11 protein-coding genes and 1 pseudogene are annotated in these 17,781 nt (G+C 71.9%); 5 read left to right on the forward strand and 7 right to left on the reverse strand.

The genetic code is table 11. The features are described 5' to 3' along the window. Positions 1–9: 9 nt before the first annotated feature. Positions 10–2,286, reverse strand: coding sequence for a carbohydrate-binding module family 20 domain-containing protein (locus tag ABZ497_RS19210; RefSeq protein WP_359806672.1), 2,277 nt, complete (start codon positions 2,284–2,286; stop codon positions 10–12). Between the two features lie 712 nt (positions 2,287–2,998). On the opposite strand from ABZ497_RS19210, the gene ABZ497_RS19215 reads away from it, so the two are divergent. Continuing rightward, positions 2,999–6,484: a carbohydrate binding domain-containing protein gene (locus tag ABZ497_RS19215; protein ID WP_359806675.1), complete on the forward strand. Its 3,486-nt coding sequence runs from the start codon at positions 2,999–3,001 to the stop codon at positions 6,482–6,484. Positions 6,485–6,582: 98 nt separating this feature from the next. On the opposite strand, the gene ABZ497_RS19220 is transcribed toward ABZ497_RS19215, so the two are convergent. Next, on the reverse strand, positions 6,583–7,638 hold the full coding sequence (locus ABZ497_RS19220) for a substrate-binding domain-containing protein (RefSeq protein ID WP_359806678.1): 1,056 nt from the start codon (positions 7,636–7,638) through the stop codon (positions 6,583–6,585). Between the two features lie 721 nt (positions 7,639–8,359). Beyond that, the gene (locus tag ABZ497_RS19225) at positions 8,360–8,833 is read right to left on the reverse strand and encodes a hemerythrin domain-containing protein (RefSeq protein WP_329485275.1); all 474 of its coding nucleotides are present in this window, start codon (positions 8,831–8,833) and stop codon (positions 8,360–8,362) included. Between the two features lie 186 nt (positions 8,834–9,019). Between ABZ497_RS19225 and ABZ497_RS19230 the strand changes: the two genes are divergently transcribed. From ABZ497_RS19230 to ABZ497_RS19245, 4 genes are all read left to right on the forward strand, one after another. Continuing rightward, entirely contained in the window at positions 9,020–9,913 is an 894-nt protein-coding gene (locus ABZ497_RS19230; protein ID WP_352292732.1) for an SDR family oxidoreductase, read from the forward strand. Positions 9,914–10,213: 300 nt separating this feature from the next. After that, the gene (locus ABZ497_RS19235) at positions 10,214–10,570 is read left to right on the forward strand and encodes an STAS domain-containing protein (RefSeq protein WP_359806682.1); all 357 of its coding nucleotides are present in this window, start codon (positions 10,214–10,216) and stop codon (positions 10,568–10,570) included. A 1,316-nt stretch (positions 10,571–11,886) separates the two neighbouring features. Beyond that, complete coding sequence (locus tag ABZ497_RS19240; protein ID WP_359806685.1) at positions 11,887–12,666, forward strand: ATP-binding cassette domain-containing protein; 780 nt, start codon at positions 11,887–11,889, stop codon at positions 12,664–12,666. Continuing rightward, positions 12,663–14,603, forward strand: coding sequence for a YhgE/Pip domain-containing protein (locus tag ABZ497_RS19245; RefSeq protein WP_359806687.1), 1,941 nt, complete (start codon positions 12,663–12,665; stop codon positions 14,601–14,603). Before ABZ497_RS19240 ends, ABZ497_RS19245 begins: the two co-directional genes overlap by 4 nt. A gap of 89 nt (positions 14,604–14,692) precedes the next feature. Here ABZ497_RS19245 and ABZ497_RS19250 read toward each other — a convergent pair whose 3' ends face one another. The 4 genes and pseudogenes from ABZ497_RS19250 to ABZ497_RS19265 form a co-directional block, all read right to left on the reverse strand. Next, positions 14,693–14,866, reverse strand: coding sequence for a hypothetical protein (locus tag ABZ497_RS19250; protein WP_359806689.1), 174 nt, complete (start codon positions 14,864–14,866; stop codon positions 14,693–14,695). 195 nt (positions 14,867–15,061) lie between these two features. Then, positions 15,062–16,282, reverse strand: coding sequence for a cytochrome P450 (locus tag ABZ497_RS19255; protein ID WP_359806692.1), 1,221 nt, complete (start codon positions 16,280–16,282; stop codon positions 15,062–15,064). Next, positions 16,279–16,986 carry a tRNA-dependent cyclodipeptide synthase gene (locus ABZ497_RS19260; protein WP_359806694.1) on the reverse strand — a complete coding sequence of 236 codons (708 nt, stop codon included), beginning with the start codon at positions 16,984–16,986 and terminating at the stop codon, positions 16,279–16,281. Before ABZ497_RS19260 ends, ABZ497_RS19255 begins: the two co-directional genes overlap by 4 nt. Positions 16,987–17,458: 472 nt before the next feature. Then, positions 17,459–17,605: pseudogene (locus ABZ497_RS19265) on the reverse strand (MerR family transcriptional regulator); the annotation flags it as partial. Between the last annotated feature and the right edge of the window lie 176 nt (positions 17,606–17,781).

The following is a 17,781-nucleotide window of genomic DNA, read 5'->3' on the forward strand; positions in this document are numbered from 1 at the left end:
GGCGGCGGGTCAGGGGCGCCAGGTGTCGTTCAGCGTGACGTTCCCGCTCGCCGGGACGGTGGCCGTGTGGTTGGCCCCGCTCTCCCAGGTGACGTTCCCGCTCGCGTCCTTGCGGATGTACTTGTACTCGAAGGCGGTGCCGGCGGCCATGGCGACGTCCAGCTTCCACACCGGGTAGCTCGCCGGGGAGAGCGGCAGCGCGGCGCCGGTGTTCCAGTTGCCGAGCGCCGCGGTGTTGCCGACCAGGTAGACGCTCTGGCCCGTCGCGGTGGTGGCGTTGACCGCGAAGGAGGCACCGGCGGTGGAGGGGGCGGCGGTGGCGCTGGGGGTCGGGCTGGAGGTGGCGGTGGCGCACGGATCGCCGCTGCCGACCACGCCGTTCTTCACCGTGACGGCGCCGGTGCGCAGCGCGTAGTTGTTGCCGTTGTTGTTGTCCCAGGTGCCGGCGCCGTTGTTGAAGGTGGCGGCGAGGCCGGTGGCGCCGCCGAGGTCGATGCTCTTCTTCACCCAGCCGGTGCAGGCGGGGGTCATCGCCACGCCGGGGGCGGTGGTCCAACTCCCGCCGTTGGGGGCGTAGTGGAGGTTGTAGGCGGGCCAGTTCCGGTCGGTGCTGTAGAAGACGGTCGTGCCGTCGGCCGGCGTGGTGCTCGGGGACGGGCTGCCCGAGGGAGTGCCGGACGGGCTGGTGGAGGGGCTGCCGGACGGGCTGGTGCTCGGGCTGGGCGTGGTGCCGCCCACGCCGGTGCGCAGGGCGACGGCGTCGCCGGGCGGAACGGTGGTGGTGGCCTTGCCCGAGGCGTCGACGGTCACGGTGGTGCCGGTGCAGGCGCCGGTCGCGGTGAGGTCGCCGTGGATGACGTCGCAGTAGGTGCCGGCGGCGAGGCCGGTGCTGAAGGTCTGGGTGACGGCGGTGGAGCTGTTGTTGATCGCGACCCAGGCCTTGTTGCCGCGGCTGAAGGCGATGGCGTTGTTGCCGTTGTCCCACCAGTTGGCGACGGCCTGGCCCTGGGCGGCGTTGTGCCAGCCGACCATGTTGGCGATGCCCTGATTGCGGTCGGTGCAGGTCCAGGTGTTGGTGGAGCAGTTGGTGTCGGTGACGAAGCCGTTGGCATCGGCCGGCGGGGAGTCGTCCCGGTTGCCGAAGCGGAAGCCGGAGTAGACCTGCGGGGTGCCGTAGCCCCAGGCGAGTTCGAAGACGTGGGCGAGATTGTACTTGGCGCCGCTGTTGTAGGTGAGCGTGGTCTGGTCGCGTTCCAGGTCGTGGTTGGTCACCATGACCGCGGACTTGTCGCTCGGTTCGAGGCCCCAACTCTGCCCGAACGTTTTCAGGTTGGCGATGTTGCCGTTGAACTGGTCCTTGAGCTTGAAGGCGTAGGTGAACTCCAGCACGCTGCCGTTGCCCTCGAACGCGGCGGGTGCGAGCTGGCCGCCGCTGCCCGGGAAGATCTCCTGGTAGATGTAGGGCCGTCCGCCCCAGGCGGTGTCGTGAACCCGGGAGAGGATGGCGGCCATGTCGGCCTGCGCGACGTGCTTGGCCGCGTCCATCCGGAAGCCGTCCACCCCGGCGGCCACCATGCTGTTGAGATATCCGGCGATCTTGCCCCGGACGGAGTCCGACTCGGTGTTCAGGTCCGACAGCGAGAGCGACTGGCACTCCTGGACCTGCGCGACGCTGTTCCAGTCGTTGATGCCCAGGTCCGCGTTCGGGCACGGGGGCGAGCCGTGGAAGTCCGCTCGGCCGTACGGGATGTCGTTGTAGGTGTACGCGGCCGGGTTGAAGGCCGCGCCGCCGTAGGAGCTGCCACTGGTCTGGTTGACGCCCACGGTGTGGTTGAGCACCGCGTCGGCGTACACCTTCACACCGGCGTTGTGGCAGGCCGTGACCATGGCCTTGAACTGGGCTTCGGTGCCCATCCGGCTGTTCAGGGAGTAGGAGACCGGCTGGTAGACCTCCCACCAGGGGTGGGCACCGTTCAGCTTGATCGAGTCGGCCGGCGGGGCGACCTGGACCGCGCCGTAGCCCTTCGGGCCGAGGACGTCGGTGCACTCCGAGGCGACGGACTTCCAGTTCCACTCGAAGAGGTTGGCGATCACGTCGCCGCCGTTCGGCGTCGCCGCGGCCTGCGCGTCGCCCTGGAAGGCGAGCGGCAGGACCACGCCGGCGACCAGGGCCCCGGCGGCGAGCAGGCCGACCGGTCCGCGTCCGGTGCGCGCCGACCGGTCCGGGCGGCGTCCGGAGGGTCCGGGCCGTTCCTCGGGCCGGGATTTGCGGATCAACTCGTTCATGGAAAAGCTCCGTTGGGTGGGTGGAAGGGGGTGTTCGACGGCATACCGGACACGTCGGGCGTGGAGCCCGGAACGGCGCGGAGAGGCAAGGCGGGCACGGCCGGGGCCGGGAAGCCGACTGGCGTCCGGGTACGAGCGGCAGCCCGGTGCGGCAGGACGTTCTGCAGGCCGTGGGGATCCCGCCAGGAGTTCCGGCGGGCCGGCCGTCGGACGGACGGGGTGGACGTCCGGCTGGCTGGCGGTGCGGGGCGCCCGGAGACTTTGGGGCGGGCGGTGGAGGATGCGAGACGACCATCCCTCCCTGGCGCGGGATCGTCAAGGGCTCATGCAAAGTCGTACATGAATTTGCTGCAAACCTTTTCAGGCCGGATCTCCCGACGGCGGGTCACCAGGCGGGCGGCAGAGCCCTGGTGAGCGGAGGCCGCTGCCGCGGGTGCGCCCGGGATGTTCCGCATCGGCGCGCCACCCCGCGTGCGGCGTCCCGAATGGCTCCCCGGGCTCGGGCCGGCGTCGGGCGCGAAAGATCCGGCCGCGAAACCGAGGGATTTGTGACGCTATGCCGGTGTCCACAGGTGGCCGGGAAGCCTTTACAGCCCGGTCATGCGTCAGTAACCTCCTGGAAGCTCTTGCAGGTTCTTGCGCAAGTGGCCCCACCCACCCCCTGCCGCAAGGCAGTCCCCACCGCCTGCGGCCATGACCGAGGGACTCTCCCTTGACCGGACGAGCACGGCACCGGCGGCGCTCCACAGTCGCCGTCCTGACAGCGGCGGCGGCCCTGACCGCCGGTCTGCTGTCGACCGCTCCACTCGACACGGCCGCGACCGCGGCGACGACGGCCAGTACGGCCACCGGCAGCAACACCGCCACCGTCTTCTACTACACCAAGACCCACAACTGGTCGACGTACAACCTCCATTGGGCTCCGGACGGTGGTAGTTGGACCGCCACGCCGGGCACCGCCATGCAGGCGGCCTGCACCGACTGGGTGAAGAAGACCGTCGACCTGGGCAGCGCCAGCGGCCTGCAGGCGACGTTCAACAACGGCGCCGGCACCTGGGACAGCAACGGCGGCAGGAACTACGCCCTGGGCACCGGCACGGTGGTGGTCAAGGACGGCGTGATCGCCCACAGCGACCCGTGCGGCGCCGACAACGGCGGCGCCAGCGCCTCGCCCGGCCCGGCCCCGAGCCAGTCCCCGGCGGGCGCGAGCACGACGGTCTACTACTACACCAAGTCGCGCAACTGGTCGGCCTACGACCTGCATTACGCCCCCAACGGCGGCACCTGGACCACCGTGCCGGGCGTCGCGATGGAGGGGGCCTGTACGGACTGGGTGAAGAAGACCCTCGCCCTGGGCACCGCGAACGGACTGGCGGCCACCTTCAACAACGGTGCCGGCAGCTGGGACAGCAACGGCGGCAAAAACTACGCCCTCGGAACGGGCGTGGTCACGGTCAAGGACGGCGTGGTCGGCAGTGCCGAGCCGTGCGGCACCGACGGCAGCCCCGGTCCCAGTCCCAGCGCGAGTTCGAGCCCGAGTACCTCCCCCGCGCCGTCGACCTCCCCCTCGGCGTCGGCGTCGCCGTCCTCCTCGGCGTCCCCGTCGCCGTCCGGCAGCAGCACCCCGCCGGCCGGGAACAGCGCCACCGTCTTCTACTCGACCGCGGCGGTGGGCTGGAGCACCGTCAACCTGCACTACGCCCCGACGGGCGGGGCGTGGACGGCGGTGCCCGGCGTCGGCATGGAACTGGCCTGCCCGGGCTGGTTCAAGCGCACCGTCCCGCTCGGCTCCGCGACCGGCATGGCGGCCACGTTCAACAACGGCCTCGGCACCTGGGACAACAACAACGGCAACAACTACGTCGTCCCGGCGGGCATCAGCACCGTGCAGAACAGCAAGGTCACGGCGAACACCGCCGACCCGTGCGCGGGCGTCAAGCCGGACACCACCGCGCCGAGCGTGCCGGGCTCGGTGAACGCCTCCGCCACCGACACGTCCATCGTGCTGACCTGGGAGCCGTCCACCGACGACACCCGGGTGACGGGCTACCAGATCACCCGCACCGGCGGCACCATGGGCACCTCGGTGATCACCGCCGGCTCGACGGTCTACTCCGACACCGGCCTGGAGGCGCGCACCGTCTACACCTACACGGTGAAGGCCCTGGACGCCGCCGGGAACGTCTCGGCGGCCTCGGCCGCCGCGGTCGCCACCACCGGTGACGCCCCGCCGCCCGCCAAGGCCGGCGAGATGATCGGGACCGACCCGCGCAAGGACCCGATCTACTTCGTGCTGACCGCCCGGTTCTACGACGGCGACACGTCCAACGACCGGGGCGGCAACCAGAACGTCGCCTCCGGCAACGCGGCGAACAACGACCCGATGTTCCGCGGCGACTTCAAGGGCCTCGTCCAGAAGCTCGACTACATCAAGGGCCTCGGCTTCTCCGCGATCTGGATCACCCCGGTCGTGCTGAACCGCTCCGACTACGACTACCACGGCTACCACGGCTACGACTTCTACAAGGTCGACCCGCGCCTGGAGTCCGCCGGGGCGTCCTACCAGGACCTGATCAACGCCGCCCACGCCAAGGGCGTCAAGATCTACCAGGACGTGGTCTACAACCACAGCTCCCGCTGGGGCGCCAAGGGCCTGTTCGTCCCGACCGTCTACGGCGTCCGGGACTCCCAGTGGTCCTGGTACTACGACGAGAAGGAGGACGGCTTCGAGTACGACGGCCTGACCATCGACCCGAGGACCGGCAAGTCGTACTACAACGGCGACCTCTGGTCCTCCACCCAGCCCGCCGGCCAGACCTGCGTCGGCTGGGGCACCCCGACGCAGTACAAGGGCCCCGAGGGCTACACCATCTACAACTGCCAGTGGCCGAACCCCACTTCGGGCATGTTCCCGTCCAAGTACTACCACCAGTGCTGGATCGGCAACTGGGAGGGCGAGGACTCGCGCTCCTGCTGGCTGGCGGACGACCTCGCGGACTTCGACACCGAGAACGCCGAGGTCCAGAACTACCTGATCGGCGCGTACAACAAGTACATCGACATGGGCGTCGACGGCTTCCGCGTCGACACCGCCGTGCACGTCCCGCGGGTCACCTGGAACCGGCGCTTCCTGCCGGCCATCCAGCAGCGCGTCACGCAGGACTGGGGGCCGGCCAAGGCGCAGAACTTCTTCGTCTTCGGCGAGGTCGCCGCGTTCGTCAACGACAAGTGGAACCGCGGCTCGGTCAACCACTCCGCGCAGTTCTACACCTGGAAGGAGCGCAAGGACTACACCAGCAACGACGTGCAGGCCGCCCTCGACCAGTACACCTACGAGGAGCAGCTCGGCACCGGCAACCAGCCGACGTCCACCAACGCCTTCCTGGACGGCAACACCTACCATGCGCCCGACCACGCGAAGTTCTCCGGCATGAACATCATCGACATGCGGATGCACATGAACTTCGGTGACGCGCACAACGCCTTCAACAACGGCAAGGACTCCGACGACTCCACCAACGACGCGACCTACAACGTGGTGTACGTCGACAGCCACGACTACGGACCCAACAAGTCCAGCGTCCGGTACACCGGCGGCACCGACGCCTGGGCCGAGGACATGGCCCTGATGTGGACCTTCCGCGGCATCCCGACCCTGTACTACGGCTCCGAGATCGAGTTCCAGGCCGGCAAGCAGATCGACTGCGGCCCGTCCTGCCCGCTCGCCACCACCGGCCGGGCCTACTACGGCGACCACGTCGAGGGCAGCGTCACCGCCTCCGACTTCTCGGTGGTGTCGAGTGCGAGCGGAGCGGTGGCCACCACGCTGCAGCAGCCGCTGGTCAAGCAGGTCCAGCGGCTCAACCAGATCCGCCGGGCGGTCCCCGCCCTGCAGATGGGCCAGTACTCCACCGAGGGTGTCAACGGCGGCGGCATGTCCTTCAAGCGCCGCTACACCGACGCCACCAGCGGGGTCGACTCCTTCGCCCTGGTCTCCGTCACCGACGGCGCCACCTTCACCGGCATCCCCAACGGCACCTACAAGGACGCCGTCTCCGGCGACGTCAAGGTCGTCGCCGACGGCACCATGGCGATCGCCGCCCCCGGGAAGGGCAACCTGCGGGTCTACGTCCTCGACCTGGGCGGCAAGAACGCCGCCCCGGGCAAGATCGGCACCGACGGTCCCTACCTGAAGTAGGGGAGGGCCGAGGCAACGCTCCACCAGCTGTGGCCGCCGGGTCTCCCGGCGGCCACAGCCTGCTTCGCGGCCCGGTGGCGCCCGGTGGGGGAGCGACGTCAGTGGCAGGTGACGCCGCTGCTCTGCCAGGTGGTGGCGTTGACCATGGTGGTGGGGGCGAAGGCCTCGGCGGGCATGTCCTTGCCGTTCTTGAGCTTGTCGTACAGAGTCTGGACGGCCAGGGCGCCGACGTCCCTGCCGTTGATGAACAGGGCGGCCTTCATGCCGGTGGGCCTGCCGCCGGTCCAGTTCTTGCAGGCGAGGTAGGCGCCGAGGCCCACCCCGATGACCCGGTCGGGGCCGATGCCGGCGTTCTCCAGCGCGGTGACGCCGCCCTGGACGTTCTCGTCGTTGCAGCCCCAGACGACCCAGTTCTTCACCCCGGGGTTCGCGGTCACGGTCGCGGCGATCCTGTCCTGGGCGCCGGTCGGGGTGTTGTCGGTGGCGACGTCGATGTTCTGGACACCGGCGCTGGCGCCGGCGGCGAAGGCCTCCTTGGCCGCCTTGACGCGGTCGGTGCAGACGGTGACGTCCTGCTTCCAGGCGGAGATGGTGCGGGTCTCGGCCGGGTTCCAGCCGGCCTTCCTGAACTCCTCGGCGGCCCGCTTGCCGACCTCTCCGCCCATCTGGGCGCCGGAGAAGCCGATCCGGGGCACCAGGTTCTGCTTCGCGCAGGTGGAGGGGTCGGGGCCGGTGGCGCAGATCTGGTCGTCGGAGGTGAGCAGCGCGACCTTGGCGTCCCGCGTGGCCTGGACCACCTGCGGGCCAACCGCCGGGTCGGGGACGACGACGATCAGGCCGTTGCTCTTCTGCGCGATGGCGGACCGGACTTCGCTGACGGTCCTGTTGGCGTCGCCGCCGAGGTTGACGATCCTGAGGCCGACGCCGAGCTCGGCCGCTTTGGCCTTGGCGCCCTCGGCCTCGCCGACGAAGTACTCCTGGTCGCCCTGCTTCTGGAGGTAGGTCATGGAGATCTTCCCGCTGACCGGAGCGATCGGGGCGTCCGCCCCCGAGGCCGAGGTGGACTCCTGGCCGGTGGAACAGGCACTGCTCAGACCGAAGGTGAGCAGGAGGCCGGTGGCGGCCACGGCTCGGCGTTGGGGCGTGGTGAACATGACGGCTCCAGTGGGGGACGCGCGACTCTGCGCGGAAGGAAGGGTGCGTCGCAGGCCGGTAGGGCGGCCGGGCTGCTGGTGGTGATCGGGAAGTCACGGCGACGGGGGTAGGTGGCCGGACCCGAGGACCGGGGACGAGAGGTGCCCGGCGGAGGGGTGGGTGCCGGGCGCACACAGACGGAACCATGACAACAGAAGGAAACGAAATGCAACAGGTTCCGACGTGCAGTGACATGGAAGACCCTCATGCCGACAACCGTCAAGAGATCGGACGTGAAAGAGATCGCTTTGACATTCCCTCACGGTCTGTCGGGGGATGCTTCCGGGGGGCCTGGCGGGGGCGGCCCGACCGAGCCGTAGGATCCCCGCGCGCACCGGCACGATTCCCCCGAGTGCCGCCCCACCAGCGGAAAGCCGACAGCCCGGTGGGCCCTTGACCGACGGCCCACCGGGCTGCTGCTCTGCTCCTCTGCTCACCAGGAGGCCCGGCACCGGCGAGCACAACACGCCGGGCCGGCGTCCTTCCAGACGCGCTGCACCGCGGAGAGGCTCCGAGGGCGGCCTCCACCGCGTCCCCCCGGATGCTCACGGGCGGATGTTCGGTTTCACCACACGATCCCCCGTGAACGAACGTGTCACCGCCACGCCCTGGCAGCCGAAGCAGCGGAACCTCTCACCGTCGACGGCGACGACACGCTCCCGTACATCTCGCGCGCACCCGTCACGCGGTGGCGCTGGGCACCTTGAGGGGGTCGCGGGTGGCGGACTTCTTCGCCTCCTCCAGCTGTTCGCCGAGTTCGACCAGGCGGTTGCGGCCCATCGCCTTGCGGACCTCGGGGAACCACTCCTTCTCCTCCTCCTCGACATGGTGGCGGACGTTCTCCATCAGCACCGTCATCTTCGCGTCGAACCGCTCGTCCTCCGGGTCCATGCCGGCCAGCTCGGAGAGCATCCACACGACGACGTGGTGCTCCTCGACGCTCTCCAGCACGTGGTCCTTCGTGTCGGGCGCGGCCTCGCGGGCGGCCGGGTAGAAGACCTCCTCCTCGATGACGGCGTGCACCGTCAGCTCCTCGATCACCTGGTCGGCGATCCGGCGCTTCTCGGCGAAGGCCCGGTCGCCGGCCTTCTCGAAGGCCTTGAACAGGCTCTCGACGGTCTTGTGGTCTTCCTTCAGCAGCACGATCGCGTCCATGCGCGTTCCTTTCCGGGGTAGACGGCCCGTGGTCGGGCGCACGTGTACCCCGTGCGCCGCCGCGGACACCCGGGCGGCGCACGGACCACCCGCACGGCCCGTCCCACCGCGCGAACGGCCCCGCGCGGGGCCAGACTCGCCCCGAACCCGACGCACCCACTCCGAAGGAGCACCGGATCCGCCGTGATGAGCGACCAGCACACCCCTCAGGACCCCACCTCCCAGCAGCCGCAGCCGCCGTTCCCCGAGCAGTCCCAGCCCCACCCGGGCAGCGGTGAGACCATGCGCCCCAGCCCCGACCACGGGGAGGACAGCTACCGCGGCGCCGGCCGGCTGGCCGGCCGCGTCGCGCTGATCACCGGCGGCGACTCCGGCATCGGCCGCGCCGTCGCCCTCGCCTTCGCCCGCGAGGGCGCCGACGTCGCCTTCTGCCACCTCCCCGAGGAGGAGGCCGACGCGGCGGAGACCACCCGGCTGGTCGAGGACGCCGGGCGGCGCGCCCTCGCCGTCGCGGGCGACCTGCGCGACGAGGACTTCTGCGCCGAGCTGGTGGCCCGCTGCGTCGACGTGTTCGGCCGCCTCGACATCCTGGTCAACAACGCCGCCTACCAGATGTCCCAGCCCGACGGCCTCGCCGCGATCACCACCGACCAGTTCGACCGGGTGATGAGGACCAACCTGTACGGGATGTTCTGGATGACCCGGGCCGCCCTGCCCCACCTGCGCGAAGGCGCCTCGATCATCAACACCGCCTCCGTCCAGGCGTACAAGCCCAGCCCCCACCTCCTGGACTACGCCATGACCAAGGCCGCGATCGTCGCGTTCACCCAGGGCCTGGCCGGGCAGCTCGCGCCCGACGGCATCCGGGTGAACGCCGTCGCGCCCGGCCCGGTGTGGACGCCGCTGATCCCGGCGACGATGGACGAGGAGAAGGTCGCGCACTTCGGCGAGCAGTCCCCGCTCGGTCGCGCCGCCCAGCCCGCCGAGATGGCCCCCGCCTACGTCTTCCTCGCCTCCCAGGAGTCGTCGTACATCACCGCCGAGATCGTCAACGCCACCGGCGGCACGCCTCTGCCCTGACCAGCGGGGCCCCGGCCTCCGGACGCCCGGGCTCGCGGAGGCCCGGACGGCGGGCGGCCGCATCCGGTCGAGCCGGGCGGGTTTGTGGCAGCGTGCCCGTGAGCGGACGGCAGGCCCGCCGAGACGACCGCCGGCCCCGGCGGGGATCGCCCACCCCGGGGCCGACAGGCGCCGCACACCCCGCCCTCGATCACTGACGAGACGGGGCGGTGGACAGAGGCTTGGCGGGATCACCAGCGGTCGGCCCCCTCTAGGATCGCCGTGTCCATTCGATGCGAGACAGCGAAAAGAGGGGCCACCGTGAGCGATACCCCAGGGCGTGAGATCGCGGCCGTCGTCCGGGAGACCGGTACCGGGCCGGTGATCGAGGTCTCGGGGGACCTGGACATCGACCAAGTCGACGTCCTGCATGCCGTGTTCAACCGGGTCCTGCTACGCACCCCGGCCCCGTCCGTGGTGCTCGTCGACCTGTCGGCGGTCCCGTTCTGCGATTCCAGCGGCCTCAACGAGCTGCTCCGGGCCCGCCTGCAAGCCGAGCAGCGCGGGACTCTCCTGGCTCTCGCCCGCCCCTCGCACCAGGTGGTCCGGCTGCTCGACGTCACCGGCACGGACCAGGTGTTCGAGGTGACCGAGGGGCCGCCGGCGCGCACCGCCTGAGAAGGGTCGGGACGGAACAGGCGGCCTCGTCGCTGGGGACGGTGACATGAGCGAGGGCTGACTCTCCCACGGCTGATCCGGAATCGCCGGGCGGCCGGCGGTGTCCGGAACTGTTGCCCTGAAACCCGTAGCACGGGTGTGCTGTGGCTCTTCCCGCCACACCGTCCCGTCGGCCGCAGCAGCAGACCGCCGTCGACGCCCTTCATCCGGCCACCACTTCCCCTTCCCGGTCCGTCCGTCCCGTCGGTCAGGCCCACGAACTCCCCGCCGAGAGAAGGACAGAGTCGAGGAGGAACACTGGCGCCCCTACCTGATGGCGGTCGTCCGCCGGACCGCGATGGAGTGGAGCGCGCGGACCAGGGGCCGCGTCGTGCTGCCGGAGGACTTCACCGAATGGGCCGAGCGCCTGGCGGACGAGGTGGAGACCGACGGCGTGCTGCTCGCGGCCGAGGAGACGGCCCTGGTCGCCAGGGCCTACGGGTCGCTACCCGAGCGCTGGCAGGTGCTGCTCTGGTGCTTCGTGGTGAAGGGTGAGCCGGCCGCCACCGTCGCCCAGCGGATGGGCATGACCCCGAGCGGCGTCCGCTCCCTCGCCGCCCGTGCCCGCGCGGGGCGTACCCGCGCGCGCACGTGGACGAGGACGCCGCCCCCGGAGTACCGCTGCCGCACCCCGCTGCCGACCGGCACGGCCCGCCGCCCGGGTCGGCGGCGGGCGCCGGCCTGCCATTCGGGGGAGTGCCCGCCCCGCGGGCGGGTGGCCGGGGACTTCCGCCGGGCCGACCGTCGCCCGGAGGGCGAGGCGCCGTGGCGTGCGGGGCCTGAGCCGGTGCGGTCCTGCCGAGCCGGAGTGACGGCTGAGCGGAGGTACCGCACCGCGCGGGCCCGTGGGCCGCTGGGCGGCGGCCGGCGGCCCACGGGCGCCGAGCAGCTTCGCGTACGCGATCGGGGCGTCCGCGTGCGGCAGAGCGGTGACCGTGACCCGACCCCCTCCCGACCCCCTCGGCCGCGTCGACCGGGCGCGGCTGACCGCCGGCCGACAGCCTCGCGCTCGCCGCGCCGCCCATGGCGCTACGGGAGGCCGATGTGCTCCTACTGCGAGGCCGCCCAACTCCGCTGTGCCGTGGGTAGCTTGTGCACGGCCCGGCAGTCCGCCCTCCCGCCGCCCGGTCGGGAGGGGTGACCGCGGTCCGCGGACGCGGGAGTGTGACCGGTCTGACAGACATGGCGCGGCACGGACGGGTTACCCACTGGGAGTGGAGATTGCCGGCATGGACGTGGTCGCGCGCGGAGCGAGCGTGCGAGGGCCCCGGGGAGCGGTGTTCGAGAATCTGGACCTGGGGGTGGAACCCGGCGGGCTGCTGGTGCTCCACGGGCCGGGCGGCTCGGGCCGGACGACGGCGTTGCTCGCGCTCGCGGGGCGGATGCGGCTGGACGGCGGAGCGGTTCGGGTGGGCGGGCACGTCCTGCCCCGCGACGGCCGTCGTGTCAGGGACCTGGTGGCGGTGGCCCGTGCGGAGCCCGCCCTCGGCCTGGACCCGGATCTGCGGGTGCGGGAGCTGGTGGACGAACGCCGCTGGTTGAGCCGCCGGCTGAGCAGAGCACAGCTCGGGGAGGCGTTCTCGGTCCTCGGCGTCGACGTGGACCACCGGACGCTGGTCCGGGACCTGCCGCCGGTGGAGGCACTGGGCGTGGCCCTCGCGCTCGCTCTGGCCACGCGCCCCGCCGTGATCGTCGCGGACGACGTGGACCGCGGGTGCCCGGCGGACGAGCGTGTCCGGGCCTGGCAGCTCGTGGGGCGGGTCTGCCGGGTGGGCTGCACGGTCGTGGCGGGCGCCCTCGACCCTCCCGCCTCCGGTTCCGGCCTCGACCCGGCGCCGGTGCTGGTGGCGCTGCCCCGCCGCAGCCACCTGCCCGAGCGGCCGGCGCCGGCCGCCGAGGAGGACGGGGCAGGCGAGCCGGCCGAGCCAGACGGGGCGGACAGGGCAGCCGAGCCAGACGGGACGGACGCGTCGGCGCGTCGGTCGTGGCGGTTGCTCGGGCGGCGGGAACCGGACGGCGGGCGCACCGGCGCGCGCCGGGGCGAGGAGGACGCATGACCGCGATCAGGCTGGCCGTGTTGGAGCTGCGCGGCTTCCGGGGCCCACTGAGGCGCTTCGTCCCGCTCGTGCTGTGCCTGGTTCCGCTGCTGTACGGCGCCATGTACCTGTGGGCGAACTGGGACCCCTACGGCAAGACGGGGCACATCCCTGTGGCGGTGGTCAACGAGGACCACCCGGCCGAGACCCGGCAGGGACAGCGGGTGGACGCGGGCGCCCAGGTGGTGACGGAGCTCAAGGCCTCACGGCAGTTCGACTGGGCGTTCGTCGACGAGGCCGCGGCCCGCGACGGCCTGGAGCGCGGGCGCTACGCGTTCACGATCCGGATCCCCGCCGACTTCAGCGCCGGCCTCGCCACCGGCCCCGACACCCAGCCCGAACAGGCCCGGATCCACATCCTGCTCAACGACGCGAACAACTACATCGCGGGCGTCATGACCGAGGTCGTCGAAGCGAAGCTGCAGGAGCAGGTCAACTCCGCCGCGCACGAGGCCTACGTCCGCGGCGTCTACGGTCGGCTCGCGGACATCGGCGGGAAGCTGGACACGGCGGCGCAGGCGGCCCAGGGGCTGGTGAACGCCACCACCGTGGCCCAGCAGGGTAGTTCAGCCGCCGCGGGCGCGAGCGCCACGCTGCGGTCCGGCTCCACCCAGCTCGCCGACGGCGCCCAGAAGCTGAGCCAGGCCACGACCCAGGTGCACGCGGCGGCGACCGCCCTCGGCGAGGCCGCGCCGCCGCTGGGCGCGGCCGCCGACGCCGTGGTGAGCGCGGCCACTCTCGTCACCCAGGGCGTGGACGCCGTCCACACCGCGACGTCGACGGTGAAGCAGGGAACCGCCAAGGCGGTGACCGATCTGGACCACCTGGCCGCGGCGCACCCGGGACTGGGCGACGACCCCCTGTTCCAGCGCCTCCAACAGGACGTGACGGCGGCCGACGCCGCGGCCGGGCAGATCGACGGTCACGCCGCCACCGCCGCCGGCAACGCCCACGCGGCGCTCCAGCAGGCCGTCGGTCTCCGGAGGACGGCCGCGGCCGTCCAGCAGTCGGCCCAGAACGCGCAGACCCCGCTGGCCCTGGTCGACTCCGGCGCCCGGAGCATCGCCGCCGGGACGGCCACCGTGTCCACGGGGCTGTCCGCCCTTCAGCAGGGATCCGTGGCGCTGCAGACCGCCGCCGACCAGGCCCACAACGGCGCCACGACCCTGGCCACCGTGATCGACGACGGGAAGAAGCAAGTGCCCGTCCTGGACTCGGCCCAACTGGAACACGCCGCCGAGGTGTTGGGGACACCCGTCGCCATCGACCGGTCGAACCTCCACCCGGCCGGCGTGTACGGTCGCGGACTGGCCCCGTTCTTCTTCGGCATCGCGCTGTGGGTGTTCGGCCTCTTCGCCTACCTCTTCCTGCGACCGGTCAACACCCGGGCGCTGGCCGCCCGCACCCGGGCCTCCACCGTCGCCGTGGCGGGCTGGCTCCCGGCCGCGGCGCTGGGCGTGCTCGGGGCCGTGATCCTCTACGGCGTCGTCAGCGCCGGTCTCGGGCTGCACGCCGCCGCCCCGTGGACGACCGTCCTGCTCCTCACGGTCGGCGCCGCCGCGTTCATCGCCATCGACCACTGCCTGCGGACGGCGTTCGGTACGGCGGGCGACGTCCTGTCACTGGTCCTGCTCATCCTGCAGCTCACCGCCTCCGGCGGCCTGTACCCGATGCAGACCACCCCGGCACCGTTCCAGGCGGTCCACTCCTTCCTGCCGATGACCTACCTGGTCGACGGGCTCCGGGTGACGATCAGCGGCGGCCCGTCCTCCCATGTCATCCGGGACATCGCCGTTCTGGCGGGTTTTGGCGTCCTGTTCCTGGTCCTTACCTCGCTGGCCCTGCGCCGTCGGCGCGTGTGGACGGTCGCCCGGCTCCACCCCGACCTGGACCTCTGACGGACGGACCCGACCGCGGCCCCGAACGGGGGCGCCGTGCGGCTCGCCCTCACGTCGAGGGCGGGCCGCACGGCGCCCGGCCCTCCCCGTCAGCCGGTCGTGGGGATCCGGCCGACCACGGACCAGCCGGTCCAGCCTCCGCCGGCCGGGTCGGCGGCGTGGGCCATGACGCCGTCGGTGCGCAGGGCGAACACCTCGGCCGTCCTGGTGTCCGGGTTGTAGACCGTGGTGGGGGAGCCGCCGTACTTCCAGTCACCGGTCATGATCCAGGGCGTCCAGCCGGCGGCGCGGCTCCAGGCGGTGCGGCGATGTCGCGGACCTGGCCCGCGGCGGCGGAGGTGGTGCGGCCTATGGTGGCGGTGGTCCCGCGGGCGGGCGGGCCCGCGGGGAGGGTGGCCGGCTGACCGCGGTCACGCCGGGCCCGGACCGATGGTGGGCCGCGGAGGCGGCGGCCCCGCCTACCACATCACCGGGAGCCGTTCGGGAATCCGCTTCATGAAGCCCGTCCGCCAGACCAGTTGAGCGACGGGAACGGCGAGTTCGAGGTCCGGCAGCCGGTCGAGCAGGGTCTCCAGGGCGATCCGGGCGTGGACGCGTCCGAGCGCGGTGGCGGGGCAGTAGTGGGAACCGCCGCCGAAGGAGAGGTGGTCGGCGGCGTTGGCGCGGTCGAGGTCGAAGCGGTGCGGGTCGGGGAATTCCTCCGGGTCGAAGTTCGCGCCCTCGACCAGCACCAGGACCAACTCCCCCTGTTGGACGTCGACATCGCCGAGCCGCACGTCGGCGAGTGCGAGCCGGGGCAGGGCATCTCCGATGGAGAGGTTCACCCGCAGCAGTTCCTCCACGCCCGCGTCGAGCAGGTCGCGGCGGTCGCGCAACAGGTGCCAGGTGTCGCGGTGGGTGAGGAGGTGGACCAGGGCCATGGTGAGGAAGCCGGAGGTGGAGACGGTGCCGGCGCCGAACATGGTGACGCCGACGGTGGCCAGCATCTCGTCGGTCAGGTGCGCGTAGTCCGGGTCCTCGCGCAGGGCGGAGAGTTCGCCCACCAGGCCGGAGGTGGCGGGGTCGTCGAGCAGGACGGTCATGCGGGCGATGTCGCGATCCCAGTTGATCGCGGCGCCGGCGATCGGGCAGGCCGAGTTCATGAAGGCGATGTCCAGGCTGCGCAGGAACGCGCGGCCCTCGCTCTGCGCAATGCCGAGGATGCGGCAGTGCAGCCCCGCGGAGTACGGCTCGCAGAACGCGCCGCGCAGGTCGGCCGTGGGGCCGTCCTCGACGAGCCCGTCGACGAGCCGCTCGGCCTCCTGGCGCAGCCACCGCACCAGCCCCGGCGACTTCGGGTTCAGCGCCTTCAGCACCGCTCGGCGCAGTCCGGCGCCGGTGATGTTGCCCATGTTGTTGACGACCTCGGGCGGGATCGTCAGGGCGTACTGGCGCGGCACGCCCGGTGCCGAGGTGTCCTTCAGCGAGAACCGGTCGTCCGTCAGGACCTGCTTGCACAGCCGGTACGAGGACACCAGCCAGGCCTCGTCCCCGGCGATCGTGCGCACCCGCCGGACCGGGGTGGCCGCGCGCAGCCGCGCCAGGTCGGCGGGGAGCCGGGTGCCGTCCCGGGAGAACGGGAAGTCGAGCAGGTCGGGGCTGGCGACGGCCGGGTGCCCGGTCGTGGTGGTCGTGCTCATGCGCGGGCTCCTCCGGCGGGGGTGACGATGGCGTGGCCCTGGTTGCGGGAGGCGCGCAGGCCGGCGCCCCGGGCGTACAGGAGTTCGGCGAGTGGCAGGAGTTGGTGGTAGCAGTTGAGCGAGGACGGCACGCCGATGATCGCGGGGGTGTCGAGGAACAGCGGCGCCTCGGCGCACACGTACTCCAGGCACACGGCGCGCTGCCGTTCGGTGGGTTCCTGCCCCCGTGCGGTCAGGAACCGGCTCACCAGGTCGTCGCAGGCCCGGCGCAGGTCGGCGTCCGTTTCGAGGCGGCGCGTCAGCTGCCGGTGGATCTCCTGGTAGGCGGTGTTGGGGCGGAAGTCGGACATGGGCCGCCAGTGCAGCCGCGTCTGTCCCGGATCCGCCGTCGTCACGGCGTCGCGGACCTTCGCTCGAACGCTCCGCAGGTTCTTCGCCGCCTTTCTGCGGGCGTCGTCGGGGCCGTACCCGCACGCCTCGTACATCTCGGCCACGTGGAGGTCGGTGTAGACGAAGTCGACCCGGCCGTAATGGTCCAGGCCCCAGGCGGCGAGGTCGTGTAGGCGCTGGGCGGAGAAGTAGCTGTTGCCGGGCGAGACGCCGATGACGGCGTGCGCGCCCTCGTCGTGGATGACCTCGCAGTGGCGCGTGTAGGGCTTGACCCGGAACACGTCGGCGGCCTTCACCGGGGGTGCTGTGATCACACGCGTAGTCCTCCACCGCGCGCTGCTGCCGACCGGGCCCCGTGCCCCTCGGTGTGACGCCGCGACCCCGTCACTCTATCCGCAGTGTACGGGCACTGACAGTCACCGTCGGGCTTTGTCCGAAACGGTGGCCGGCGTCCGCACGCCGCGGACCCCGACCAGGGGCGGCCGGGACTCCCTCGCCCAGCGCCACGCGTCCGGGAATCGGCTGGGGGCCTTCACGGCCGAGGCCGGCCACGAGCCGCGGGCGCCGCCGGGGCCGGCCGGCGGGTGTCCGTCAGCTGTCGTCGGAGAGGTCCCGGGCGAGGAGCTGGGCCGTGAGTTCCATGCACCGCATCCGGGCTGGTGAGAAGTCGTAGGGCATCTTCGCGGCCGCCTCGAAGGCACTCATCCCGGTGTCCTCCTCGGCATGTGATGCGGCATGTGATTCAGCGTCTGGTTCGGCGTCCGGTTCGGCGTCGTAGAGCTCGCTGTACCGGCGGCGGCCGTCTCCTCCCCGCTCGGGCTCCGGCAGCAGACCGATCTGGTGGTAGTGGCGAACGGCGCGCGGGGTGGTCCCGGCGAAGGCGGCGGCGTCACCGATCTTGACCTGGCGAGGAGGCGTGAACGAGGAGTACATCGCAGACAGGGCCTTTCGTGCTGTGGTGCCCTCGACGACACCACATGCCGCTACGGCATCTGCAACACCCCCCATCCGGGCCCGTTGGTCGGGGCGCCCGGCCGTGGCCTGTCGCGCCGACCGGGCCGGGGAGAGCGGGTGGCCACCCGGCTCACAGCGCGCGGCAGGGCCTCGTG

It is taken from the genome of Kitasatospora sp. NPDC005751, assembly GCF_040630835.1.
Lineage (GTDB): Bacteria > Actinomycetota > Actinomycetes > Streptomycetales > Streptomycetaceae > Kitasatospora.

Excerpts from the sequence above, each read along its gene's own strand:
- ABZ497_RS19225 (WP_329485275.1), bottom strand. The coding sequence starts at position 8,833 with ATGGACGCGATCGTGCTGCTGAAGGAAGACCACAAGACCGTCGAGAGC.
- ABZ497_RS19210 (WP_359806672.1), bottom strand. The coding sequence starts at position 2,286 with ATGAACGAGTTGATCCGCAAATCCCGGCCCGAGGAACGGCCCGGACCC.
- ABZ497_RS19245 (WP_359806687.1), top strand. The coding sequence starts at position 12,663 with ATGACCGCGATCAGGCTGGCCGTGTTGGAGCTGCGCGGCTTCCGGGGC.
- ABZ497_RS19230 (WP_352292732.1), top strand. The coding sequence starts at position 9,020 with ATGAGCGACCAGCACACCCCTCAGGACCCCACCTCCCAGCAGCCGCAG.
- ABZ497_RS19220 (WP_359806678.1), bottom strand. The coding sequence starts at position 7,638 with ATGTTCACCACGCCCCAACGCCGAGCCGTGGCCGCCACCGGCCTCCTG.
- ABZ497_RS19255 (WP_359806692.1), bottom strand. The coding sequence starts at position 16,282 with ATGAGCACGACCACCACGACCGGGCACCCGGCCGTCGCCAGCCCCGAC.
- ABZ497_RS19250 (WP_359806689.1), bottom strand. The coding sequence starts at position 14,866 with ATGACCGGTGACTGGAAGTACGGCGGCTCCCCCACCACGGTCTACAAC.